Here is a 20,370-nt window from a genome sequence, read left to right as displayed (position 1 = left end):
CCTCGCAATGACTGTGTTTTTCCACAGCCCCTTTTTTAGAATAACGGTTGATCGCTTTAGTCGATACCGAGATATTTTAAGCAGAGCATGGTCAAATCGTCGAACTGAACGGCGTCGCCGACGAAATGGTTCACTTCATTATTGACGGTCGAGAGGATTTCGTCGGGGGCGGCTTCGGCGTTGATGTTCAGCGCTTCGATCATTCGATCGCTTCCGAACTGCTCCTGTGCGGCGTCGGTTGCTTCGGGTACGCCGTCGGTGTAGAGAAACAGGGAGTCGCCCTTGTTTAGGGTGAACTCATAATCCTTGTATCGGATCCCCTCCATACCGCCGACTACAAATCCGTGTTTATCTTTCAGCAGTTCATACTTTCCGCCGTTTCTGCGGATAGCCGGGTACTCGTGGCCGGCGTTGGCGGCGATCACCCTGCCCGTGTCGATCTCGAGGATGCCGAGCCATACGGTGACGAACATCTCGGCTTGATTGTTACTGCAGATACGGTCGTTTACAAACGCCAGTATCTCGGCGGGAGTGCCTCCCATGAGCGCCCTGTCGTTGATCAGAATCTTTGACGCCATCATAAACAGCGCGGCGGGTACGCCTTTGCCCGATACGTCCGCCATGACCATCGCAAGGTGCTTTTCATCCACCAGGAAAAAGTCGTAGAAATCGCCGCCGACCTCCTTGGCAGTGTTCATCGAGGCGTAGACGTCGAACTCCTTTCGCTCGGGGAAGGCGGGAAAGATGTTGGGAACCATGCCGTTCTGGATCTGTGTTGCGGTGTTGAGTTCCGCTTTTGCGTTAGCAGAGGCACGGGCGATCTCATTCTGCTTGAGAACCATGTCATGACCGTATTTGGCAATATAGACCGCGATGAAGCCGATGACAGAGAACACCAGCAGGCGCGGTAAATAGCCGTTGACCAACATAGATATCACCGCTCTGTGAGGGTCGATACCCAGAGCCGTGACGGATGAACGAAGACCGTTCTCAACCACGATACTCGTACCGTCGGCGAGTCGGGGATAAAAGTTTAGATCGATGATCCCGAAATATACCGTAGCGACACTTGCCGCTGCCGAGAAAAGGACGGACAGGATCGAAATAATGACGGTAAGACCCTTTGAAAAGTATCTGCTCGACAGAAGCACGGGCAGAATCATGATTAAGATTACGTTGTGATTGAGGATACAGAAGAGCTGCGTGCAGACTAACAGCAGCGTGAAAACCATAACGTACTTCAGCCAGCGTTTTCTGCCTTTATATTTATGACAGAGCACCAGAGGAATGGAAAATTCCACCAGACCCATCCCCGTCAAAACATTCATTCTGAGAGGAGTGACTGTAAAGATACCCGCCATATTCAAAAAACACGAGACGATCAGGATCACAGCGCAGATGAGGATGACAAAGAAAGACAGGCGGTTGGATTCATAATCATTTTCTTCAAAAACCGTTTTTGTTTCCTCTGATTCATAGATTTTGAAATATTCTTTTAATCTGTTCATGTGACCCACCTCGGCTTTTAGAATCGTCGATTAATCATACCGTTTATCTGTCATTATAACATATATTTTTGATACTGACAAGCGGTTTCCCTTACTTAAACTAATCCCGGAATAAATGCTGACAGCCTTATCGGACTGCTCCTTTGCGACTTCGATGTCGATTTTGACAGGCTGCAGCCTGTCCTTTATATACAGATAAATTATGAGAGAGGGACGGCGTCGGTCACGGTGAGAGAGCCGTCCTTCACGGTGAAGCGGATGTCACAGCCGCCGTAGCTAAAGCCGTAGACGCGGTCGGGGTCGTGCTGATAGCCCGGTCGCGGGTCGTAGGATAAGGCTTCTTCCAGCGCACGGAGCTGTTCGGCGGTGAACAGCTCCCTGATCTTTTCGGGGATGGTGACAGTTAGCGTCGGGGCGTTCTGAGGCCCGTAAGCGCCTGTCCTTGCCCGCGGTTCGCTGTCGGCGAAGGGGAGATAGGGCTTGATATCGAGGATGGCGGTGCCGTTCATCAGATCGGCGCCCGCAACGGTCAGCACAGTACCTCTGTCGGCGGTCTGCTCCAGGGAGATCAGCTTCACGCGGGTGAGTCCGATCGGATTCGGACGGTTCGGCGAGCGCGTCGCGAAAACCCCCATGCGCTTGTTGCCGCCGAGCTTCGGCGGGCGTACGGTGGGCGACCACGCGCGCTTGCCCATCGGCTCGAACGCCCAGATCAGCCACAGATCGGAGAATTCCTCGATCCCGCGGAACGCCTCGGGGTCGCGGTAGGGCTCCTCCATCACGATCTGCGAGATCAGGTGCTCGGACATCCCGCTCTGGCGCGGGAGCCCGAACTTGGTCGGAAAGTCATTATAAATCGTTGCGATCGGTTTGAAATTCATAAATAGATCCTTTATTTATTAGCGAAGTCAAGGGAGTAAAAGCCGAAGCGGGGGAATGCCGCTTCATCGGCGATCGCGATCAGCAGGGTGCCGCCCACTGCGGGGAAGCCCTCTGCTTCGATCAGGCAGACGCTCTCGTGATCCAGGCTCCATTCGGAGGTCAGGCGGGTCACGCGGGCGGCGGTGCAGCGTTCGCTCAGGCGGTTGTAGACGCCCAGCATCCACAGGTTCTCGATATCATAGCCGTAGATTGACTCGCGCTTCACGCCCGATACCTCGCGACGGAGCGCGTCATGGGGGAGAGGCTTGCGGAACCATAGGCTGAGGCTCTCGTCACCGACGGCACTGAGGCAGGAACAGCGGAAGATGCCCTCTCCGGTGCGGTATTCGCGGTCGGAAAAAATATCCATCGAGTCACAGAAGGCGCGAAGAGCGTCGACCTCGCCCTGAGAAAAGCCCTCGAACAGCGGAAGATCATCGGTCTTATCCATGCTGCTCAGCGCTTCGGCACGGGCGATACAGGCGTGGTAGTCATGCAGGCTGATCCCGCCCTTGTCGAGCTCCGCGAGCAGACGTTTATTGAAATCCTCAAAGCCTAAAGCGCGGCTGTCGGAGAGATCGAAGCTGCGCTCGTGCTCGGGATAACGGTGGTAGTAGCGGCAGGTCAGCGCGCCGTGATCTTCGCCGTAGACGGAATATGCCTCGTAGATGTCGTTGCGCTCGCGGCGCTCGATCCCGCCGCGTATCCGCGAACGACAGTATTCGATGAAGCTGTCCTGCGGCTTTTCGGGCTGTTCGGATCGATGCGCTTCGATCTCGGGCGCAGGCTCGGGGAGCGGCTGAGGGGCATGCGGGAGCGGCTTGCCCTTGGATGAATAGAAAAACTGAAACGGATTTTTCATGGCTTTTCCTCTTGGTGTTGATACTGAGTCCATCTTACGGCAAGCGGCTTGTTTTGTCAAGGGCGCGTGCGCCTTAGTACGCCATACCGTTATGTGTGGTTATGATCGCGCGCTTTTCAATCACCGCCTTTTGATGTGATCCCAATAGAGAAAATGGCGCGTGCGCCTTAGTACGCCATACTGTTATGCATAGTCATGATCGCGCGTTTTTCGATCACCGCCTCTTGATATGATCCCAATAGAAAAAATGGCGCGTGCGCCTTAGTACGCCATACTGTTATGTGTGGTTATGATCCCGCGCTTTTCGATCACCGCCTTTTGATATGATCCCAATAGAGAAAATGTTGCGTGCGCCTTAGTACGCCGTACTGTTATGTGTGGTTATGATCGCGCGCTTTTCAATCACCGCCTTTTGATATGATCCATGCGAAAGAGTAGAAATATCGGTTGACAAGCGGTGACCCCTGTGTTATACTAATTTGCGAATCATTCGCAAATTGGAGGCGCAAAAATGTGTCAAAATATATGACGAAACAGCGTAAGCTCCTGATCGATTACCTTGCGCGGCATACCGACGAGAGTATCTCGGCGGGTCAGATCGCCGAGGCGCTCGCGGATACGATCAGCAAGAGCGCCGTTTATCGCAACCTTGCCGATATGGAGGCGGAGGGCAAGCTCCGCCGTGTCGTCGGGGGCAATACCCGCGAGGTCGTGTACCAGTACAGCGGCGGCCACAGCTGCGAGGGCTGTCTGCACCTGAGCTGTAAGAAATGCGGCAAGACCATCCACATGGAGAAGCAACTCGCCGACAGGCTGGTCGACAGCGTTGCCGCGAACGACAATTTCTCGATCGACAAGAGCGAGACCGTGATCTACGGCGTCTGCGCTTCGTGTCAGAATGCCTGATATTATGAGAAGACTTAAAAACTACGCGGCAGCAGCGCTGGCTTTTATTGTGATATGTGTGATCCTGCTGAGTGTAGCGGCGGTCGTGCTGGAGGCGACGCACGATTGCGAAGGCGCGGAATGTCCGGTGTGCGAGTTCATTCACACATTGACCGATGTCACGCGCGGCTTTATCGTTGTCCTCGCAGTGATCGCGGGCGTTGCAGTCTATATCAAAAGATATGCTGTCGCAGCCTGTCTACACCGGTTATGTATCACGCCGGTGAGCGAGAAGGTAAGACTGAGGAATTGATCCCTTTTCTTTGACCGGATCTATGACTGATTAATTCAAGAAAAGAGGTAAACTATGTTAAAAAAAATCATGGCTGTTATACTCAGCCTTTTCATAACGGCTTCCCTTTTAGCGTCTTGTGCCGGCAATCACGCCGACAAAGCGTCCGGCTCCGATAACGGCGCTACAGCCGATCTGCACGGGAAGATCAAGGTCGTGACGACGGTGTTCCCGCTGTATGACTGGGTGCGTGAGGTCGCGCGGGATGACGTCGACCTGAGCATCGATCTGCTGCTCGACAACGGCGTTGATCTGCACAGCTACCAGCCGACCGCCAAGGATATCATGGATATCTCCGACTGCGACCTGTTCGTCTATGTCGGCGGCGAGTCGGATAAGTGGGTCGAAGATGTATTAAAGCAGGCAAATAACGAGAAGATGATCGTGCTCGACCTGATGGAGATCCTCGGCGATAAGGCGAAGGTTGAGGAGCTCAAGGAAGGCATGCAGGGCGAGGAGGAGCATGAAGACGAGCCCGAGTACGACGAGCATGTCTGGCTCTCGCTGAAGAATGCCGTGACCTTCACCGGGAAGATCGCCGAGGCGCTCGGTAAGGTCGATACACAGCACGCGGATTCCTTCTCCGAGAACGCCGCGGCTTATACGGAGAAGCTCTCGGCGCTGGATAAGGCGTATCAGCAGGCGGTCGATGACGCAAAGGTCAAGACCCTGCTGTTTGGCGACCGCTTCCCGTTCCGCTATCTGACGGACGATTACGGGCTGGATTACTACGCCGCCTTCGTCGGCTGTTCGGCGGAGACCGAGGCGAGCTTCGAGACCGTCACCTTCCTTTCGGGCAAGGTCGACGAGCTGGGACTCAAGTCGATCATGCAGATCGAGACCTCCGACGGCTCGATCGCTCAGACGATCAGGGACAACACCAAGACGAAGGATCAACAGATCCTGACCCTCAACTCCCTGCAGAGCAGTACCGCCGAGGACATCAAGTCCGGCACGACCTATCTCGGCGTGATGACAGAGAATCTCGAAGTGCTGAAAAAGGCACTCTGACAGATAAACCATCGATTCGGAAGGTTAGTATATGAAGCAATTGGAATGTGAAAATCTCACCCTCGGCTACGGCTCGCAGGTCGTCCTGACCGATCTGAGCTTCGAGGTGAACGAGGGCGATTACCTGTGTATCGTCGGTGAGAACGGCTCCGGCAAGACCACGCTGATGAAAACGGTGCTCGGGCTGACCAAGCCGCTCGACGGCAGTATCCGCTATGGCGAGGGACTAAGCGCCCGCGACATCGGCTGGCTGCCGCAGCAGACCGACGTCCAGCGCGACTTTCCCGCCTCGGTACAGGAGATCGTGATCTCGGGTACGCTGGGCAGAGGGGGCTTTCGCCCCTTCTACAGCAAGGCGGACAAGGCGCTCGCCGAGAGCGCGATGGCGCGCATGAATATCACCGGACTCAAAAAGCGCTGTTACCGCGAGCTCTCGGGCGGTCAGCAGCAGCGCGTGCTGTTGGCGCGCGCACTCTGCGCGACGCGGAAGATTCTGCTCCTTGATGAGCCTGTAGCGGGTCTCGACCCCAAGGTCACCGCCGATATGTACGAGCTGATCGACAGCCTGAACAAGGACGACGGCGTGACGGTCATCATGATCTCTCACGATGTCGACAAGGCTTTACAGTACGCCTCGCATATTCTGCATATCGGCAGTGAGCTTTTCTTCGGCACGCGGGACGAGTACCGCATATATGAGGCAGATAAGGCGAAGGGAGGCGACGGCAGATGAGCGAGCTGTTCACGACCCTCGGGTCGTATCTTGAGCGTCCTTTCGTGGTCAACGCGCTGATCGTCGGCGTACTGATCGCGCTGTGTTCGTCGCTGTTGGGCGTGACGCTGGTATTAAAGCGCTATTCCTTCATCGGCGACGGTCTGTCGCACGTTGCGTTCGGCGCGATGGCGGTCGCCGCCGTAGTCGGACTGACCAACGATATGCCGCTGGTGTTGGGTATCACGGTGGTGTGTGCCGTATTGCTCCTTCGCGTGGGCAAGAACGCCAAGATCAAGGGCGACGCCGCGATCGCGATGATCTCGGTCGGAGCGCTGGCGATCGGCTACCTGCTGATGAATATTTTCGGGACGGGCTCGTCGAACCTTTCGGGCGACGTATGCTCCACTCTGTTCGGCTCCACCTCCATCCTCACGCTGAGTACCTTTGACGTGTGGATGTGCGTGATCCTGTCGGTCATCGTGGTTCTGTTTTTCGTCCTTTTCTATAATAAAATCTTTTCGGTCACCTTTGACGAGAGCTTTGCGCAGGCGACGGGTCAGCGCGCGGGGCTGTATAACCTTTTGATCGCGATCGTGATCGCGGTGATCATCGTCGTGGCGATGCAGCTGGTCGGTTCTCTCCTGATCTCGGCGCTGGTGATCTTCCCCGCGCTGTCGGCGATGCGCGTGTTCAAGAGCTTTAAAAGCGTGACCGTCTGTGCGGCGATCGTATCGGTCGTGTGCGCGCTGATCGGGCTTTTGACATCGATCTTAGCGGGTACGCCCGTCGGTTCGACCATCGTAGCCGTGGATATCGTTGTTTTCATTATCTTCTCGGTCATCGGAAAGCTTACGGGAGGTAAAGCATGAGAAAATTTACTTGTATATTGACAGCAGTATTGATGCTCGTATCGCTCGCCGCGTGCGGCAACAGCGCAAAGCCCGCGAATGACGCGACAGCGGCTGTATCGGAGACGCAGGCGGCTGATCCTGCTACGGAATCCGCTCAGACTGCCGTACCCTCCGCCGACGGCGTAGACATCGACCTGACCGCCATGAGCGGCACGATGGTCTATTCCGAGGTGCTGAATATGCAGCAGAAGCCCGACGAGTACTACGGAAAGATCGTGAGGATGAAGGGTCCGTTCAACGTGACCGAAACGAAGGACAACCGTTACTTCGCCTGCGTTGTAAAAGACGCGACAGCATGCTGTGCGACGGGCATCGAGTTCGAGTGGGCGGGTGATCACAGCTACCCCGAGGATTATCCCAAGCCCGATACCGAGATCACCGTCACCGGCGAATTTACTACCTATACCGAGGGCAACAGCAAATACCTGCAATTAAAGAACGCCGAGGTGCAGTTCTGATCTGATTATACTTGCAATCGCTTTATGAATAGCATATAATAGGTTTACCGAGTCGGTCGCATAGATCGGCTTACAAAACAAATAAAGGAGAATCAGTATGTACGAGCAACCCTTTAACCCGTACCAGCAGAATGTAACTGCCGTGAAGGATTATTTCAAGAACGGCCGCGTCCTGACGATGGGTATCCTGTATATCGTGAGTTTAGTGCTGAATCTGGTGAGTACTATCTTCATGATGAATAATTCGAGAATGATTTTCAACTATGCCATGAATCTGTTCTCTCAGATGAATCCTCAGCTGTATGAACAGATCAACTCACAGATAGGCGCGGCACAGCTCGAAAGCATGGCTTCATCTGCTTCGGGATCGATCTTCACCATTGCCTATTCCTGCATCATTACCGGTCTGTTTATTGCCGCTTACCTGCTCATCTATTTCAAGAGCCGCAACAATGACCCGAACAGCACCCCTCGCGCGGGCTTTACGATCCTACAGGTTTTTGCTGTACTTTCGTTGATCGGAATGATCCTTGCTACGCTGATAGTGATCGTCGCTGTGATCGGCGTCTTTGCGTTAGGTGAAATGCTGGCGCAGCAGGGATCGACTACAGCGGTGTTGCCTGACGGTACTACGGTTGACGCTCGCAACATTATGACCATCCTGTCCGTCGTTATGCTGGTGATCGGAGCGCTCACGATCTTCTTCGGTCTGTTCGTTACGATCAACCGCGTACGCTATATTGGCTCCGTCAAGAAGAGCCTGACCACCGTTGAACTCCAGAGCGGCGGCGCGAAGCCCTACGGCGTGATGTGCATTATCTTCGGCGTGTTCTCGGTGCTCGGCGTGCTCGGCAGCATTGCCGGTATTTTCGGCGCGGGTCCCCTCATGCCGCTTATGCTCATCAATTTTCTCTCCGGTCTGATCTCGACGATTATGCTCTTTGTCGAGGGCAGTATCGCGACAGGGTACAAGAAGCATATCGACAATTATCTGTACGGCTACAACAACACGCCCTACGGCGGTGTGCAGGATCCTTCGTATGTCGTCCCGATCGCGGATAACGGCTCGAATCCCTATGCCGATCCCGTACAGCAGTATAACAATGACTACGCGAATTATAACGTCCCTCAGCAGCCGACGCCGAACTATGATCCGTCCTACGTCGTTCCCGCTGACGATCAGCAGACTTATCGTGACAGCTACGAACAGGCCGTCGGTACACAGCAGAAAACCTGCCCCAACTGCGGCGCTCCCGTAGGGGATTATCCCTTCTGTGACAACTGCGGCACTAAGCTGTAATACTACCATCCGAAAAACGAAAGCCGACCCGTTAGGGTGTACTTCGTAAGGAAGTTACACCCTAAGGGGCGGCTCTTGTAAAATCTAATGTATTAACTACGGCACGGCTTTATGCTATGCCGTAGTTTTTTTGGTTATGCAGACTTTTGTCTGCGCTGTTTCATTTTGGCTTGGAAGCCTTTTTCAAATTCTTCGGGTGTTTGGATATTGATGATACCAACGCCTTTGTAGTGAATGTCTATCAGCTGATACCTCTTGCCGTCAAGGTAGCGAGGTGCTGAAACGACAATTTTGTCAATAAACTCATTGACTAATTCGGGTGTCAGAGTTTTCGGGCTTGTAATTTGCTTTACTCTTGCTATAAACTTCTGCAAGCTTTCAGTTTTGTCTGTTTCGGCTGACAGGTAGGCTTCAAGCTTAGGTATCTTTGACTTTAGCTCGTGTTGTTCGGCTTCATATCGTTTGCTAAACATTTCAAAGCGTTCGTCCGAAATCTTATGCGAGACGTTATCCTCATAGATTTTTAAGAAGAGGTCATCTATTTCTGATATTCGCTTTTTGATTCTATTCAGCTCCTGACGTTTAGTTGCCAACTCTTTGTGTTTTTCCTCTGTGTAGCAATCCATTTGCTTTCGGGCAAATTCCTTTTCATACGCTTGGACGTTAAGAAATACTCTCTGCATATTTTCCAGCACCAACGAGTAGATCACTTTTTCTCTAATGTAATGGGCTGAACATACATCGGAGTTTTTGCGGTAGGATGAACAGAAGAAATACGCTTGACTTTCCTTATAGTTGTTGGTTGCGCTGTAATACAGCTTTTCTCCACAGTCGGCGCAATAAACCAATCCCGAAAACATACTGACGATTCCCGTTCTTGTCGGCTTTCGCTTGTTCTTGCGCAGCTCCCTTACAAGTTCAAAGGTTTCTCTATCAATAATAGCCGGGTGGGTGTTTTCAAATACCAACCATTGTTCGGGCGGAAGCTCAACCTTCTTCTTGTTCTTGAAGGACTTGCGTTGGCTGCGAAAGTTGACTGTATCTCCGCAATACTTCTGCTTACTAAGAATGGAAGCAATCGTGTCAGAACACCAATGGTACGATACGCTCGGTGGCTTGCCACAGTTCCTACCAATGCTGATCCAGTATTCCGCTGGAGTCAGAATCTTTTCAGATTTTAGCTGATTGGCAATCTGTGACGGTCCGAGTCCCGATACGCACATTTTGAATATACGCCTGACAACCTCGGCAGCCGGTTCATCTATGATCCACTCGTCTTTGTTGTCAGGTTTTTTCATATATCCATATGGTGGATTAGTTGTCAAAGGTTTGCCCGATTCGCCTTTACTTTTGAATACCTTGCGCACTTTGTCGCTTGTATTCTTGGCGTGCCATTCATTGAATAAGTCCTGCATAGGTACAAGATCGCTGATACCGTTCTTGGTGTCAATGTTATCCATGATGGCGATATAGCGAATGCCCATACGGTCAAATTCTTCTTCCATCAAGGCTCCGACTACCAAGCGGTTACGCCCGAGACGGGAATGGTCTTTGACGATCAGCGTTCCGATTTTGCCTTCCTCTCCGAGCTTCATTATCTCGTTGAAGGCAGGGCGGTCAAAGTTTGTGCCTGAGAATCCGTCATCGATGAATACTCTAGTATTAGTGAAGCCATTGTCGGCTGCGTATTTGCTGATAATCTCCTGTTGATTCTTAATACTACCTGACATACCGTCTTGCTCATCATCACGAGAAAGTCGGCAGTAGAGGGCTGTGATTTTGTTTTTATCTGACTGTTTACTCATTTTGCTCCTTTCCACAGCCGGATATGTATTTGTAGGATAGTCATATTATAACATATCCGACCACTAAATTCAGCGCTTTAAAGTGATAAATTATATATCTTTTGATGTGATTCTCTCAACCGCATCATAAACGGTTGAATCGGTATTTTCATTGAAGTTGGTACGCACTATATAAATTGTGTTATCAATATCCTGCGTGTATTTTAACGGCTTGACGTACATACCTCTGCTATACCAAGCCATCCGTTCCTCTGGAGTCATCTTGTCAAGCTTGTCATATAGCTTGTCAAGCATATCATCTAATTCAGTGCGAATATTTAACTCGTTACCTTGATCATCATAGTATTTCATTAGTTTTTTACCTTCTTTTTTAATAAACGGGTTTAGGGTGTCCCTATTGTTCTGAACTGTTTTTGCACGGCAGGAGTAAAAACACGCTTGTTAGGGACGTCCTAAGACCTGTAAAATGCGGTTGCTAATATGACGGTTTCGTGGTAGAATTTTTTTAGATAATATGCCAAGTAGATATTGTCAGGAGGGGCTTCAATGGATAATATTAAAAGATTTGAAAATCAACCTATCAGAACGGCGTGGGATGAAGAAAAAGAGGAATGGTATTTTTCAGTTTCCGACGTAGTTGAGATTTTATCCGAAAGCAAGGACGTCAAACAATACATAAAGAAAATGAGAAGCCGTGATCCTGAACTAAATTCCAAGTGGGGTACAATTTGTACCCCTGTTCGGATGATGACGGCTGATGGCAAAAATAGAAAAATCAACGCGGCTGATACAGAAGGAATCCTCCGCATTATTCAGTCGATTCCATCCAAGAAGGCTGAGCCTTTCAAGATGTGGTTAGCACAGGTAGGCAGAGAACGCATAGAAGAAATAATCGATCCCGAACTGACGATAGAGAGAGCATTGGATACCTATGCCAAGAAAGGCTATCCCGCCGACTGGATCAACCAACGTTTGCAAACCATTCGTGCCCGCAAGGAACTGACCGATCAGTGGCAGGCTCACGGTGTAGAGAAAGGTAAAGAATACGCCATCCTTACCGATGAAGTCACCAAAGCGTGGTCGGGTATGACGACACGCCAGTATAAAAATCTCAAAGGTCTGAAAAAAGAAAATCTGCGTGACAATATAACACAAAACCCCTATGGCTTGGAAGAAAACAGAGAAGTAGCGCAAAGCGGCGGCAAAATTGCAGGCGACGCAAGAAAAAATATCGAAGCACAAACAGGCAAGCCGGTTATTACCTCCGATAATGCCGCAAGACTGAATGAGGTCGTTACGGGAATGATAGAGCGCGTTGTAAGTGGCGAGGAAAGCAATGAATAATGGTGACTTAGAATTAATCGAATCAAATATGGAATATGCAGAACAAGTATGGCAACTCCGTCAAGAAGTTTTTGATTACGACAATAACAACGAAAGTCAATTTGCAGGTTGCTTATCTCTTGATGAAGCAACTTCTGCCGAAGAATGGATACGCTGGTGTCAATTAAGGACTAATGAAGAAACTTGCGGTCAAACAGGCGTTGATGTTCCTTCAACTACCTACTTTGCTATACGCAAAAAAGATAATCGGTTGGTTGGTTTCATTGATTTGCGTCACCATATAAATCATCCAATTCTCGGAACGTGGGGCGGTCATTGCGGTTATACTGTTCGCCCCTCTGAACGAGGATACGGTTATGCAAAGGAAATGCTGCGTCTGAATCTGAGTAATGCAAAAGAACTTGGTATAGAAAAACTATTGATCACCTGTCATTCCGATAATGCAGCAAGTGAGAAAACGATAATCGCCAACGACGGTATATATGAAAAAACGATTGTTGTTGACGGGACAGAGATAAAACGGTATTGGATAGCAGTTTGAGGTTTGACAATGGAAATACATACGTTATGTGATAAAATACAATTACAGCCAAAAATAAAATCTCGTATACTTGAGTTTGCAAATGATTTTGATTTCAACTCAGTAGATAAACAATTATTTGCCTTTCAAATCTATGAAAAGATGTCCGAAGCATTAGCAGAGCTTCAAACAATACTCGGCGAGGACACAGAAAATATTAAAATTCTTGCCTGTATGCTGAAAGCGTCAGCTGATGTGTACGAGATTTACAAAGACAAGGGTATCAGCGATGAGATTTACTTCGCCACAATGAAATGCTACACCCGCTTTATTAATGAAACTTATCAAATGACGGGCAAGTTATATTTCGACCGCTATTGGTGGACGACTCGCCAAGCAGGATGTCATTTATTCAGAATCGGCGAGTTAGAATATGAAATGAAACACATTGAAAAAAATATCGTTATCGGGATTCACATTCCATCAGACGTTGATTTCTCACCTTCTGCTATTGATAATTCTTTAGCCAGTGCAAAGCACTTTTTCGCTGCATATTATCCCGAATTATCAAATGCTGAATACCGCTGTCATTCTTGGTTATTGGATAGGCAACTCAAAGAAATGCTAAACGATAACTCAAATATACTGAGTTTCCAAAACCGATTTGAGATATTTGACAAAGGTGAAATTGGTACAGAATTTATTGATTGGCTATACAATACAAGAACGACAGAATGTGATAATCTACCCGAAAACACCTCTTTGCAAAGAAATATGAAAAAGCATCTTCTTTCGGGTGGAGTTATCCGAAATGCTTATGGAAGGTTAAAGCTATGACACAAAAAATGAATCTTAACCCCGAACCATTCGTAATGATACGTTCCGGACAAAAGACAATTGAATTGCGACTCAACGACGAAAAGCGACAGAAGATAAACGTTGGCGATAGTATTGAATTCACTCAAATTGAAACTGGAGAAAAACTGACCGCAGAAGTAATCGCAATACATAGATTTGACTCCTTCGCTGAATTGTATCAGAAATTGCCTTTATTAAAATGCGGCTATAAGAAAGCGGGTATTGAAACTGCTAAACCCGAAGATATGGATTTGTATTACACGCCGGAACAGCAAGCAAAATATGGTGTTCTTGGCATTGAAATAAAAGTAATTGGAGCTTAATATGCTGAATCAGCTACAGATAAAACGATTCTTGACTTTGGAAGCGGGAAAGGTATTACAGCCGATCATTTCGCCGCCGACAATCAAGTAACTGCGATTGAGCCTTCCGAGGATATGCTTGCTCAGCAAGAGAATACAAACAGCTATCAGCAAATTGTTGGAAGTACAGAAGAACTGAAAAAGTTGCCGAGCAATTCATTTGATTATATCCTCTGCCATAATGTGCTTGAATACGCTGATGATAGAGAAATAATTGTCGGTGAGTTTTATAGCCTGCTAAAGAAAAAAGCAAGCTGTATGAGTTCACGATTTTTTCTCTCTGGGCTTGTTCTTCGGGATTGTGTCTTCTACTGCTCAAAATAAAACCTCCAATATAGCGTTTTATTCTACACTATATCGGAGGTTTACACGAATTTCGGGATGGTTTCTAATATTATTTGTGTTTATATGTTTTTTTGAATGCTTCGAAAAAAACATTAAACTCTTCTACTGTAAGTGTTATTGAACAATTACCAGATTCAATATCTGAAACAGTAAAATCTTGAAAAAAGATTTCCAAAAGGCGCTTACTTAATACATCATTATCATCATCAAGCAAATGCTTTTTTTCACTATCATTGACCAGTAACATCATTATCACAAGATACGCCATTTTGTTATTTATGTTAGGAATTCTTTTCGTGTAATTATGTATTTCTGAATAGTACCTTTCAAATCTATATGAACTAGGGTATAAATGTTCAAATTCATGTAATAACATAGAATGTTGATGAATCATATAGTCATAATCTCTAATAGGAAAATAAAGTTTTGTTCTTTTTCTAATTCGGTTATTAGTCTATATGCAATATCAGCAGAGTTCTTTTTGTAAGTATCACCAATATGAATATCTGATAAATGAAGTGTTCTAAAAATGCTCATAAAAACCTCCAAAGAATATATTTAATATATTATATCATTATATGACACATATTGACAATATTCGACATATACTAAAAACGCCATGGATATTTGTTGATAAGCTACAATAAAACATATACATTTTTGTGAACATTATTATAAGAAACATAAAACATCCGACATATCCCAAAAGAGATAGGTCGGATGTTATTGTTATACATATATTATCTCATAGTTTACTATTTCAGTTGCACGATTGCGAATGCTGTTCATTTTCTGTACCCACAGCATCTGATCATCAGTTTTTAGTTGTTCAGTAATATCTTCTTGCTTTGAAAACTGTTGAACAAGTCTATCATACATTTCTGTTGCTTCTCTATCGATATTTGTGAGATAGGAAACAAGTGTACCGCTTGTCAAAAGATTGAAATAACGGATTTTATGATACTGTTTGATATACCGTTCGTGCCGTCTGGCCCAGATTCCTATTTCAACCTTTGGTTGTTCGGGTAATTTCAAGTCAGGTAAGAGATAATCACCTTGTTGTGTGTAAGTGATTTCGTATTTCATCTTGTAAAACCTCCGTAAGTTTAGATTATATCCTACAAATCTAACTATCCGACTGTTTTACAAAAGCCGAAGGGAAGCAACTTCCTTACGAAGTGCCTCCCTTTGGGTCGGCTTTATTGTTTGTAAATCGGTTTGTAATCTCCGCCGTTGAACGGGATCGGGCGCAGCGTTATGCTGCTTACAGCTCTACGTTGAAGAGGTTGCGCATGTGGTTGATCAGGTCGGCGCTGTTGGCGTTGATCAGAGAGGCTTCGTTGATGCCGCTGAGGCGCTTCAGCTCGCTCTCGGCACGGGAGCCTGACTCGAGGTTGTAGCCGATGGTGTAGACGGGTACCTTGAGTCCGCCGACGATCGGCGCGACGCGGTCGAGCTTGTAGCCGCGGTTCTGGTCGCCGTCGGACAGCACGAACAGCATCAGCTTTGCGCCCGGGACCTCCTCCTGTTTCTCGAGCATCATCTTGAGCGCGATCAGCACGGCGTCATAGGTTGCGGTGCTGCCCTCGATATCCAGTGCCTTGACCGCGCCGGAGAAGTAGGCGCGCTGTTCATCATCGAACTTGTCGATCGGCAGGTTGATATGGACGTTGTCGGCGTAGGACACCAGACCGATGTAGTTGTCGGACTTGATGTAGGACGAGGTAGAGAGCAGGGATTCCTTGAGTGCGTTGATGGGCGAGCCCGCCATGCTGCCGGATACATCGGCGACGAATACCGCGATGATCGGCTGACCGCCGTCCTTGCTCTGTTTCCAGATGCGCTGTGCGGCGAGGTAGCCCGCGCCGTCGAGACCGCTGTCCTGGCTCTTGTACTCGTTGTGGAGGTTGAAGCCCTTCTGGTCGGCGAGCTTCTGGGACTCGTCGTTCATGCAGAATTCGGCGAAGAGCTCAGCCGCCTCACGCTTCTCTGAGGACACATGCTCGAAGGTATATAGCGGGTGATCGTGACGGATGCCCGCAGGGGTATAGACATAGTTCCTCAGCTCGGGGGTGTTGTGGTATGCCTGCTCCTCCATGACCATCGCCTTGATGATGCCCTTGCTCGCCTGGTCGCGAAGCACGCCGGTGGTGTAGGCGACGGGCGGGGACTGCTTCTGGTACTCGAGCAGCTCTTTCTGCGCCTTTTCGGAGAGCGGATCGTTGCTGTCGAAGGCGTGGAGCATTGCGGTGAGGATGTTCAGTCCCGTCGACGAGGTGTAGGGGTTGGTGTAGGCGAAGGTGAGATCACCCGCGATCGACGCCTTGAGTACGTTCGTCAGCGTGACGTCGCCGTACTTTTCGGTGAAGGTTTTGTAGGTGTTCTTCTCCATCAGAATGCCCGCGGTGTTGCCCGCGATACGGTCGGCAAGGGTAATTGTCTTGACGCCCTTCGCGTCGAGCATCTTGCCCCATGCGTCGGAGCTGGGCGCATAGACGTCGGGGCGGTAGTCGCTGTCGGTCATGTAGGTCAGCACCTCGCCGGAGGTGATCTTGCGTACGGTGACGCTGACCGACCTGCCTGAGACGGTGTAGCCCGCCTTGTTGAAGCGTTCGGCGACGATGTTCATCCAGTCGTCGGGTGCGGCGGAGCTGAATTCGGTAGCGGCGGCGATCTCGATATCGATATCGCCGTTGCCCTGCACCGTAATGGGGAAGGTAGAGATATCCGCCAACTGTGCGGCGGCAGTAGTATTGTCGTTGTAGATGTCCAGACGAGGCTTGACGGTATCTGTATGGATTTGATCGTAGAAGGCATTCAGCTCCTTGATCGCCTCGTCGTAGGAATAGACCTTTTCGGTGCCTTTATCGGGCGAGGTACAGCCGGTGATGATGCAAGCCAGCATCACGATCAGCAGTACGGCAGAAAGAATCCTTTTAAAGGTTATCATTATTTTCCTCCCATAGAATCCTTCATGATTTTCAACCAGGCGTCGAGCTCTCGTCTGTCGCTGACGCCGTTGCGGTTATAATTGTTGATATATGCGACGGAATATTTGAGCAGGGTATCGACGGCTTTGAGCTCCTCCGCGTTATCGGAGAGAGAGCTCTCGATGATCCCGCGATCCAGCGCTTCTTCACCCTCGCCGGAGTGCTCGACAAGGATACAGCAGTTGATGATATTGCGGAAGTTGCGGCACATGCGCTGTTCGCTGCCGTCGATGACCTCGATGGTGTCCTCCAGATAGATCGCCTCGTTCGCGTCCAGCAGGCTCTTGTGGCGCGCCTGATAGCTGTCGATGGTGTCCATCTGTATGAGGCAGCGGTCGATCAGCCCGCTTAGCGCGGGATTGTTGCGCCGCAGCTGCTCGAAGCGCATCCGCGTCTTCTCGGGGTTGAGGCTGTCCTTGGCGTACTCGGTGAACTGCTCCTGATCCTGACGGCGGAAGTCCTCCAGCCTGCGGACGGTGGATTTTTCCTCGGCGGAGTAACGGATGCCCTTGTACGCGCCCAGTGCGATCGAAGCGGCGCCTACGCCCGCGGTGATGAATGATATCGTCGTCAGCGTGGACAGGGTACGGATCCCCAGCGCGACGATCATCGCGGAGGAGGCGGCAGACAGGATCCCCGCGCCGGCAAGTCCCAGCGCGGCAAGGATGATCCCAAATATCAGCAGTCCTTTACCCTTTTTCAATGTTATCCCTCTCTGTTTAGTGGTTAGTGCGGTTTATGACGTACCGGTTATTAGTGCGGTTTATGACGTACCGGTTATGACGCAGACAGGCTGGCGCCTGTCAAGGAGCCCAACAAAGCTATACGAAATATAGCGCAATAGATGATAAAGGTTTTTATTAAGGATTAGTATCAATCGCTGTTCGGCGACAGCTCTCCGGTGTATGGATTCCGTAACCCAAAACAAGTTTTGGACAGAATCTCACCTTTACCAAAGGGAGCCTGAAGTTTTACTGTTCCTCTGCGGATTGTGCCTTCGCGGAGAGGACGCCCTGTACCAGCTCGCGCTCGGAGTTGGCGATGACCTGTACCGCCTCCCGACGCGCCTTGGCGCCCTGCTGTTCGATGGCGATGTAATCCATGACGGCGCCGGTGATCTCTTTGTTGACATAGTCGATGGTCTCGGTGTCGATGATACTGCGCTGAGACGCCTGAGCGGATTCGACGACGGCGGTATGGAACTGAGCCGCCTGCTCGCGGAGCATACGGTTGGTCAGGTCGTCGACCGCGTTCGCCGCGCGTGCCGCGGTAAGGTTGTTCTGTACCGCGATCGCCATGGCGATCTTCTTGCGCCACAGGGGCATGGTGTTGACGATACTGCTCTGCAGCTTCATCTGCAGATCCTCGTCGTTATGCTGGATCATCTTGATCTGCGGCGCGGACTGCAGGCAGCTGGTGCGGGTCAGGCGCAGGTTGTGGATCTGCTTGTCGAACTGGTCGCAGGTCTTGGCGAAGCTGTCGGCGACCATCGCGTCCTCGGGCAGACCGCTCGCGTCAGCCTTGGCATACAGCTCCTTGAGCTCGCCGTTGCGCGCCTTATCGAGCGCGAGCTCGGCCGCCTTGATATACATAGTCAGCGCCTTGAAGGTCTGCCAGTTCTCCTCGTACAGCTCATCGAGCATCGCGACGTCCTTCTGCAGGGTCAGCTTGTGGCCTTCGAGCTGCTTCTCGATGCGCTCGAGGGTCTTTTCGGCGTTCTCGTTGCGTACGACGACGCTCTTGGCGTTGACCTTGAGCTTGTTGAGCAGGTTCGAGAGGAAGTTGCCCTGATCCTTGCCACCCTCCATGCCGTCCATCGCGGCGACCATCTCGACTAAGAGTCCGCTGATCTCACCGGTGTTCTTGGTCTTGACGTCGTTGAGGGTCTTGGTCGCGATCGCGGCGCTCTGCTTCTGGATAGTAGCGCCGTAGTTTGTGACGATCTCAGCCTTATGCAGGTCGATCTTGTCGGCGAACTCTTCGATCTGCGCCTTCTCCTCATCGGTGAGGTTCTCGACCTCGGTGAGCACCTGTTCGGCTGTCACGGCGAGCTCGGTGGGTACGGGAGCGGCTTTCTCCTCGGGCTCTTCTACGCCGTCGAGGACTAATTTGATTTCTGACATGATGCAACATCCTTTCAATGTTTCTGTTTATGTTAATCGGGTTGGTTTTCCTGACATTTTATGTCACACAATATTATAGCAAAAGCGCTGAAATCTTGTCAAGATTCCGACATACGGATTTACACCCCGTTCACAGTTGCGGAATCATCCGTTTACACATTCGCTTACGGGATTCATTCGATGGCGGTGGGGATGTCCGGCTCGAAGGCGGGCATCAGCTGTAATTTGAACAGATTCAGCTTGTGCTTGCGGTCGATCAGCGCCTTGTGCTCCTGATCCTCGATCTCGCCGGTGCGAATATAGCGGTCGAGCTCGGCGTAGGTGAAGCCGAGGTTATCCTCGTCGGTCTTGCCGCACAGTCCGTCGGAGGGTACCTTATCGACCAGTTCCGAGGGGAGCCCGAGCAGTCTGCCGATCTGCTTGACCTCGTCTACCGTCAGGTGCGAGCACGGGCTGAAATCGCCTACGCTGTCGCCGTAGCGGGTGGAGTAGCCGACCCAGTCCTCACTGAGGTTGCAGGTGTTCGCGACGCGTCCGTTGTGGCTTTGAGATACCGCGTACAGGGTCGCCATGCGGATACGGGGCGGGAGGTTCTGTACGGTCTGGGCGGTCGGCTCGAAGGGCAATTGTCTGATAACTCCCTCGTAGGCGTCCTTGATGTTGATGATGTAGTGCTTGATGCCGAGGGTGTCGACGAGAAGCTTCGCCTTGTCGATATCCGCCTGCTCGCCGTTGGGCATCAGCACGCCGATGACTCTGTCCTTTCCCAGCGCTTCTACGCATAATGCGGCGACGATCGAGCTGTCCTTGCCGCCCGAGATACCCAATACGGCGTTACAGCCCTTGCCGTTCTCTTCAAACCAGTCGCGGATCCACTGTACACATTCGTTCTTGATCTTTTCAGCGTTAAACATAATTGACCTCCGTTTGTCTGATAATAGGATTACCCTTTCATAATAGTATAATGAGGCGGACAAGTCAATATTTTTAAGCGTCTGATATTTTGTTGGTTTGTCAATGATGTGTTACACAAATTCAAGAAAAGATGACCTCGCTGGTATTGAGGAAATGGTAAAGGAACTCGCGAGGGGATTTCCAAC

General features: G+C 50.2%; 23 protein-coding genes. 12 read left to right on the top strand and 11 right to left on the bottom strand.

Translation table 11 applies throughout. The features are described 5' to 3' along the window. Nucleotides 1–56: 56 nt before the first annotated feature. From R2I50_RS08610 to R2I50_RS08600, 3 genes are all read right to left on the bottom strand, one after another. Nucleotides 57–1,508 carry a SpoIIE family protein phosphatase gene (locus tag R2I50_RS08610; protein WP_316608747.1) on the bottom strand — a complete coding sequence of 484 codons (1,452 nt, stop codon included), beginning with the start codon at nt 1,506–1,508 and terminating at the stop codon, nt 57–59. A 200-nt stretch (nt 1,509–1,708) separates the two neighbouring features. After that, nucleotides 1,709–2,389, bottom strand: coding sequence for a tRNA (N6-threonylcarbamoyladenosine(37)-N6)-methyltransferase TrmO (gene tsaA / locus R2I50_RS08605; protein WP_316608746.1), 681 nt, complete (start codon nt 2,387–2,389; stop codon nt 1,709–1,711). Between the two features lie 11 nt (nt 2,390–2,400). Continuing rightward, the gene (locus R2I50_RS08600; RefSeq protein WP_316608745.1) at nt 2,401–3,291 is read right to left on the bottom strand and encodes a hypothetical protein; all 891 of its coding nucleotides are present in this window, start codon (nt 3,289–3,291) and stop codon (nt 2,401–2,403) included. 513 nt (nt 3,292–3,804) lie between these two features. Here R2I50_RS08600 and R2I50_RS08595 point away from each other — a divergent pair. From R2I50_RS08595 to R2I50_RS08565, 7 genes are all read left to right on the top strand, one after another. Continuing rightward, a complete protein-coding gene (locus R2I50_RS08595; RefSeq protein WP_316608744.1) occupies nt 3,805–4,197 on the top strand; it encodes a transcriptional repressor in 393 nt (130 codons plus the stop codon). A gap of 4 nt (nt 4,198–4,201) precedes the next feature. Further along, nucleotides 4,202–4,489 (top strand): hypothetical protein, encoded by a 288-nt coding sequence (locus R2I50_RS08590; protein WP_316608743.1) that lies wholly within the window; start codon nt 4,202–4,204, stop codon nt 4,487–4,489. Between the two features lie 54 nt (nt 4,490–4,543). Next, nucleotides 4,544–5,539: a metal ABC transporter substrate-binding protein gene (locus R2I50_RS08585; protein WP_316608742.1), complete on the top strand. Its 996-nt coding sequence runs from the start codon at nt 4,544–4,546 to the stop codon at nt 5,537–5,539. A 31-nt stretch (nt 5,540–5,570) separates the two neighbouring features. Beyond that, nucleotides 5,571–6,272 carry an ABC transporter ATP-binding protein gene (locus tag R2I50_RS08580; protein WP_316608741.1) on the top strand — a complete coding sequence of 234 codons (702 nt, stop codon included), beginning with the start codon at nt 5,571–5,573 and terminating at the stop codon, nt 6,270–6,272. After that, complete coding sequence (locus tag R2I50_RS08575; RefSeq protein ID WP_316608740.1) at nt 6,269–7,123, top strand: metal ABC transporter permease; 855 nt, start codon at nt 6,269–6,271, stop codon at nt 7,121–7,123. The genes R2I50_RS08580 and R2I50_RS08575 overlap by 4 nt, the downstream gene beginning before the upstream one ends. Then, complete coding sequence (locus tag R2I50_RS08570; RefSeq protein ID WP_316608739.1) at nt 7,120–7,623, top strand: hypothetical protein; 504 nt, start codon at nt 7,120–7,122, stop codon at nt 7,621–7,623. Before R2I50_RS08575 ends, R2I50_RS08570 begins: the two co-directional genes overlap by 4 nt. A gap of 97 nt (nt 7,624–7,720) precedes the next feature. Beyond that, the gene (locus R2I50_RS08565; protein WP_316608738.1) at nt 7,721–8,923 is read left to right on the top strand and encodes a hypothetical protein; all 1,203 of its coding nucleotides are present in this window, start codon (nt 7,721–7,723) and stop codon (nt 8,921–8,923) included. Nucleotides 8,924–9,057: 134 nt separating this feature from the next. On the opposite strand, the gene R2I50_RS08560 is transcribed toward R2I50_RS08565, so the two are convergent. Next, a complete protein-coding gene (locus R2I50_RS08560; protein WP_316608737.1) occupies nt 9,058–10,728 on the bottom strand; it encodes a recombinase family protein in 1,671 nt (556 codons plus the stop codon). A gap of 90 nt (nt 10,729–10,818) precedes the next feature. Further along, entirely contained in the window at nt 10,819–11,079 is a 261-nt protein-coding gene (locus R2I50_RS08555; RefSeq protein ID WP_316608736.1) for a hypothetical protein, read from the bottom strand. A gap of 195 nt (nt 11,080–11,274) precedes the next feature. Between R2I50_RS08555 and R2I50_RS08550 the strand changes: the two genes are divergently transcribed. The 5 genes from R2I50_RS08550 to R2I50_RS10130 are packed head-to-tail and all read left to right on the top strand — an operon-like array spanning nt 11,275 to nt 14,136. Further along, entirely contained in the window at nt 11,275–12,072 is a 798-nt protein-coding gene (locus R2I50_RS08550; RefSeq protein ID WP_316608735.1) for a Bro-N domain-containing protein, read from the top strand. Next, a complete protein-coding gene (locus tag R2I50_RS08545) occupies nt 12,065–12,613 on the top strand; it encodes a GNAT family N-acetyltransferase (protein ID WP_316608734.1) in 549 nt (182 codons plus the stop codon). Before R2I50_RS08550 ends, R2I50_RS08545 begins: the two co-directional genes overlap by 8 nt. A 9-nt stretch (nt 12,614–12,622) precedes the next feature. Then, nucleotides 12,623–13,429, top strand: coding sequence for an acyltransferase domain-containing protein (locus R2I50_RS08540; protein ID WP_316608733.1), 807 nt, complete (start codon nt 12,623–12,625; stop codon nt 13,427–13,429). Next, the gene (locus R2I50_RS08535; RefSeq protein WP_316608732.1) at nt 13,426–13,773 is read left to right on the top strand and encodes an ASCH domain-containing protein; all 348 of its coding nucleotides are present in this window, start codon (nt 13,426–13,428) and stop codon (nt 13,771–13,773) included. Before R2I50_RS08540 ends, R2I50_RS08535 begins: the two co-directional genes overlap by 4 nt. A 27-nt stretch (nt 13,774–13,800) precedes the next feature. Further along, nucleotides 13,801–14,136, top strand: coding sequence for a class I SAM-dependent methyltransferase (locus R2I50_RS10130; RefSeq protein ID WP_399552875.1), 336 nt, complete (start codon nt 13,801–13,803; stop codon nt 14,134–14,136). Between the two features lie 411 nt (nt 14,137–14,547). Here the strand turns inward: R2I50_RS10130 and R2I50_RS08525 are convergent, their stop codons facing one another. From R2I50_RS08525 to nadE, 6 genes are all read right to left on the bottom strand, one after another. Further along, nucleotides 14,548–14,694 (bottom strand): hypothetical protein, encoded by a 147-nt coding sequence (locus tag R2I50_RS08525; RefSeq protein ID WP_316608730.1) that lies wholly within the window; start codon nt 14,692–14,694, stop codon nt 14,548–14,550. A 192-nt stretch (nt 14,695–14,886) separates the two neighbouring features. Further along, nucleotides 14,887–15,243 carry a TnpV protein gene (locus R2I50_RS08520; protein WP_316608729.1) on the bottom strand — a complete coding sequence of 119 codons (357 nt, stop codon included), beginning with the start codon at nt 15,241–15,243 and terminating at the stop codon, nt 14,887–14,889. Between the two features lie 178 nt (nt 15,244–15,421). After that, nucleotides 15,422–17,107, bottom strand: a complete 1,686-nt coding sequence (locus R2I50_RS08515) for a VWA domain-containing protein (protein ID WP_316608728.1) — start codon at nt 17,105–17,107, stop codon at nt 15,422–15,424. Further along, nucleotides 17,107–17,850: a hypothetical protein gene (locus R2I50_RS08510; RefSeq protein ID WP_316608727.1), complete on the bottom strand. Its 744-nt coding sequence runs from the start codon at nt 17,848–17,850 to the stop codon at nt 17,107–17,109. The genes R2I50_RS08515 and R2I50_RS08510 overlap by 1 nt, the downstream gene beginning before the upstream one ends. Before the next feature lie 268 nt (nt 17,851–18,118). Then, the gene (locus R2I50_RS08505) at nt 18,119–19,270 is read right to left on the bottom strand and encodes a toxic anion resistance protein (protein WP_316608726.1); all 1,152 of its coding nucleotides are present in this window, start codon (nt 19,268–19,270) and stop codon (nt 18,119–18,121) included. Between the two features lie 173 nt (nt 19,271–19,443). Further along, nucleotides 19,444–20,184: an NAD(+) synthase gene (gene nadE, locus R2I50_RS08500; protein ID WP_316608725.1), complete on the bottom strand. Its 741-nt coding sequence runs from the start codon at nt 20,182–20,184 to the stop codon at nt 19,444–19,446. Nucleotides 20,185–20,370 lie beyond the last annotated feature (186 nt).

The organism is uncultured Ruminococcus sp. (assembly GCA_902785355.1).
GTDB lineage: Bacteria > Bacillota > Clostridia > Oscillospirales > Acutalibacteraceae > Ruminococcoides.
The sequence above is the reverse complement of the archived record's forward strand: the minus strand, read 5'-3'. Positions and strand labels throughout refer to the sequence as shown.

Coding starts and splice junctions, on each gene's coding strand:
- R2I50_RS08610 (WP_316608747.1), bottom strand. CDS start 1,508: ATGAACAGATTAAAAGAATATTTCAAAATCTATGAATCAGAGGAAACA.
- tsaA (WP_316608746.1), bottom strand. CDS start 2,389: ATGAATTTCAAACCGATCGCAACGATTTATAATGACTTTCCGACCAAG.
- R2I50_RS08600 (WP_316608745.1), bottom strand. CDS start 3,291: ATGAAAAATCCGTTTCAGTTTTTCTATTCATCCAAGGGCAAGCCGCTC.
- R2I50_RS08590 (WP_316608743.1), top strand. CDS start 4,202: ATGAGAAGACTTAAAAACTACGCGGCAGCAGCGCTGGCTTTTATTGTG.
- R2I50_RS08585 (WP_316608742.1), top strand. CDS start 4,544: ATGTTAAAAAAAATCATGGCTGTTATACTCAGCCTTTTCATAACGGCT.
- R2I50_RS08580 (WP_316608741.1), top strand. CDS start 5,571: ATGAAGCAATTGGAATGTGAAAATCTCACCCTCGGCTACGGCTCGCAG.
- R2I50_RS08575 (WP_316608740.1), top strand. CDS start 6,269: ATGAGCGAGCTGTTCACGACCCTCGGGTCGTATCTTGAGCGTCCTTTC.
- R2I50_RS08570 (WP_316608739.1), top strand. CDS start 7,120: ATGAGAAAATTTACTTGTATATTGACAGCAGTATTGATGCTCGTATCG.
- R2I50_RS08565 (WP_316608738.1), top strand. CDS start 7,721: ATGTACGAGCAACCCTTTAACCCGTACCAGCAGAATGTAACTGCCGTG.
- R2I50_RS08560 (WP_316608737.1), bottom strand. CDS start 10,728: ATGAGTAAACAGTCAGATAAAAACAAAATCACAGCCCTCTACTGCCGA.
- R2I50_RS08555 (WP_316608736.1), bottom strand. CDS start 11,079: ATGAAATACTATGATGATCAAGGTAACGAGTTAAATATTCGCACTGAA.
- R2I50_RS08550 (WP_316608735.1), top strand. CDS start 11,275: ATGGATAATATTAAAAGATTTGAAAATCAACCTATCAGAACGGCGTGG.
- R2I50_RS08545 (WP_316608734.1), top strand. CDS start 12,065: ATGAATAATGGTGACTTAGAATTAATCGAATCAAATATGGAATATGCA.
- R2I50_RS08540 (WP_316608733.1), top strand. CDS start 12,623: ATGGAAATACATACGTTATGTGATAAAATACAATTACAGCCAAAAATA.
- R2I50_RS08535 (WP_316608732.1), top strand. CDS start 13,426: ATGACACAAAAAATGAATCTTAACCCCGAACCATTCGTAATGATACGT.
- R2I50_RS08525 (WP_316608730.1), bottom strand. CDS start 14,694: ATGAGCATTTTTAGAACACTTCATTTATCAGATATTCATATTGGTGAT.
- R2I50_RS08520 (WP_316608729.1), bottom strand. CDS start 15,243: ATGAAATACGAAATCACTTACACACAACAAGGTGATTATCTCTTACCT.
- R2I50_RS08515 (WP_316608728.1), bottom strand. CDS start 17,107: ATGATAACCTTTAAAAGGATTCTTTCTGCCGTACTGCTGATCGTGATG.
- R2I50_RS08505 (WP_316608726.1), bottom strand. CDS start 19,270: ATGTCAGAAATCAAATTAGTCCTCGACGGCGTAGAAGAGCCCGAGGAG.
- nadE (WP_316608725.1), bottom strand. CDS start 20,184: ATGTTTAACGCTGAAAAGATCAAGAACGAATGTGTACAGTGGATCCGC.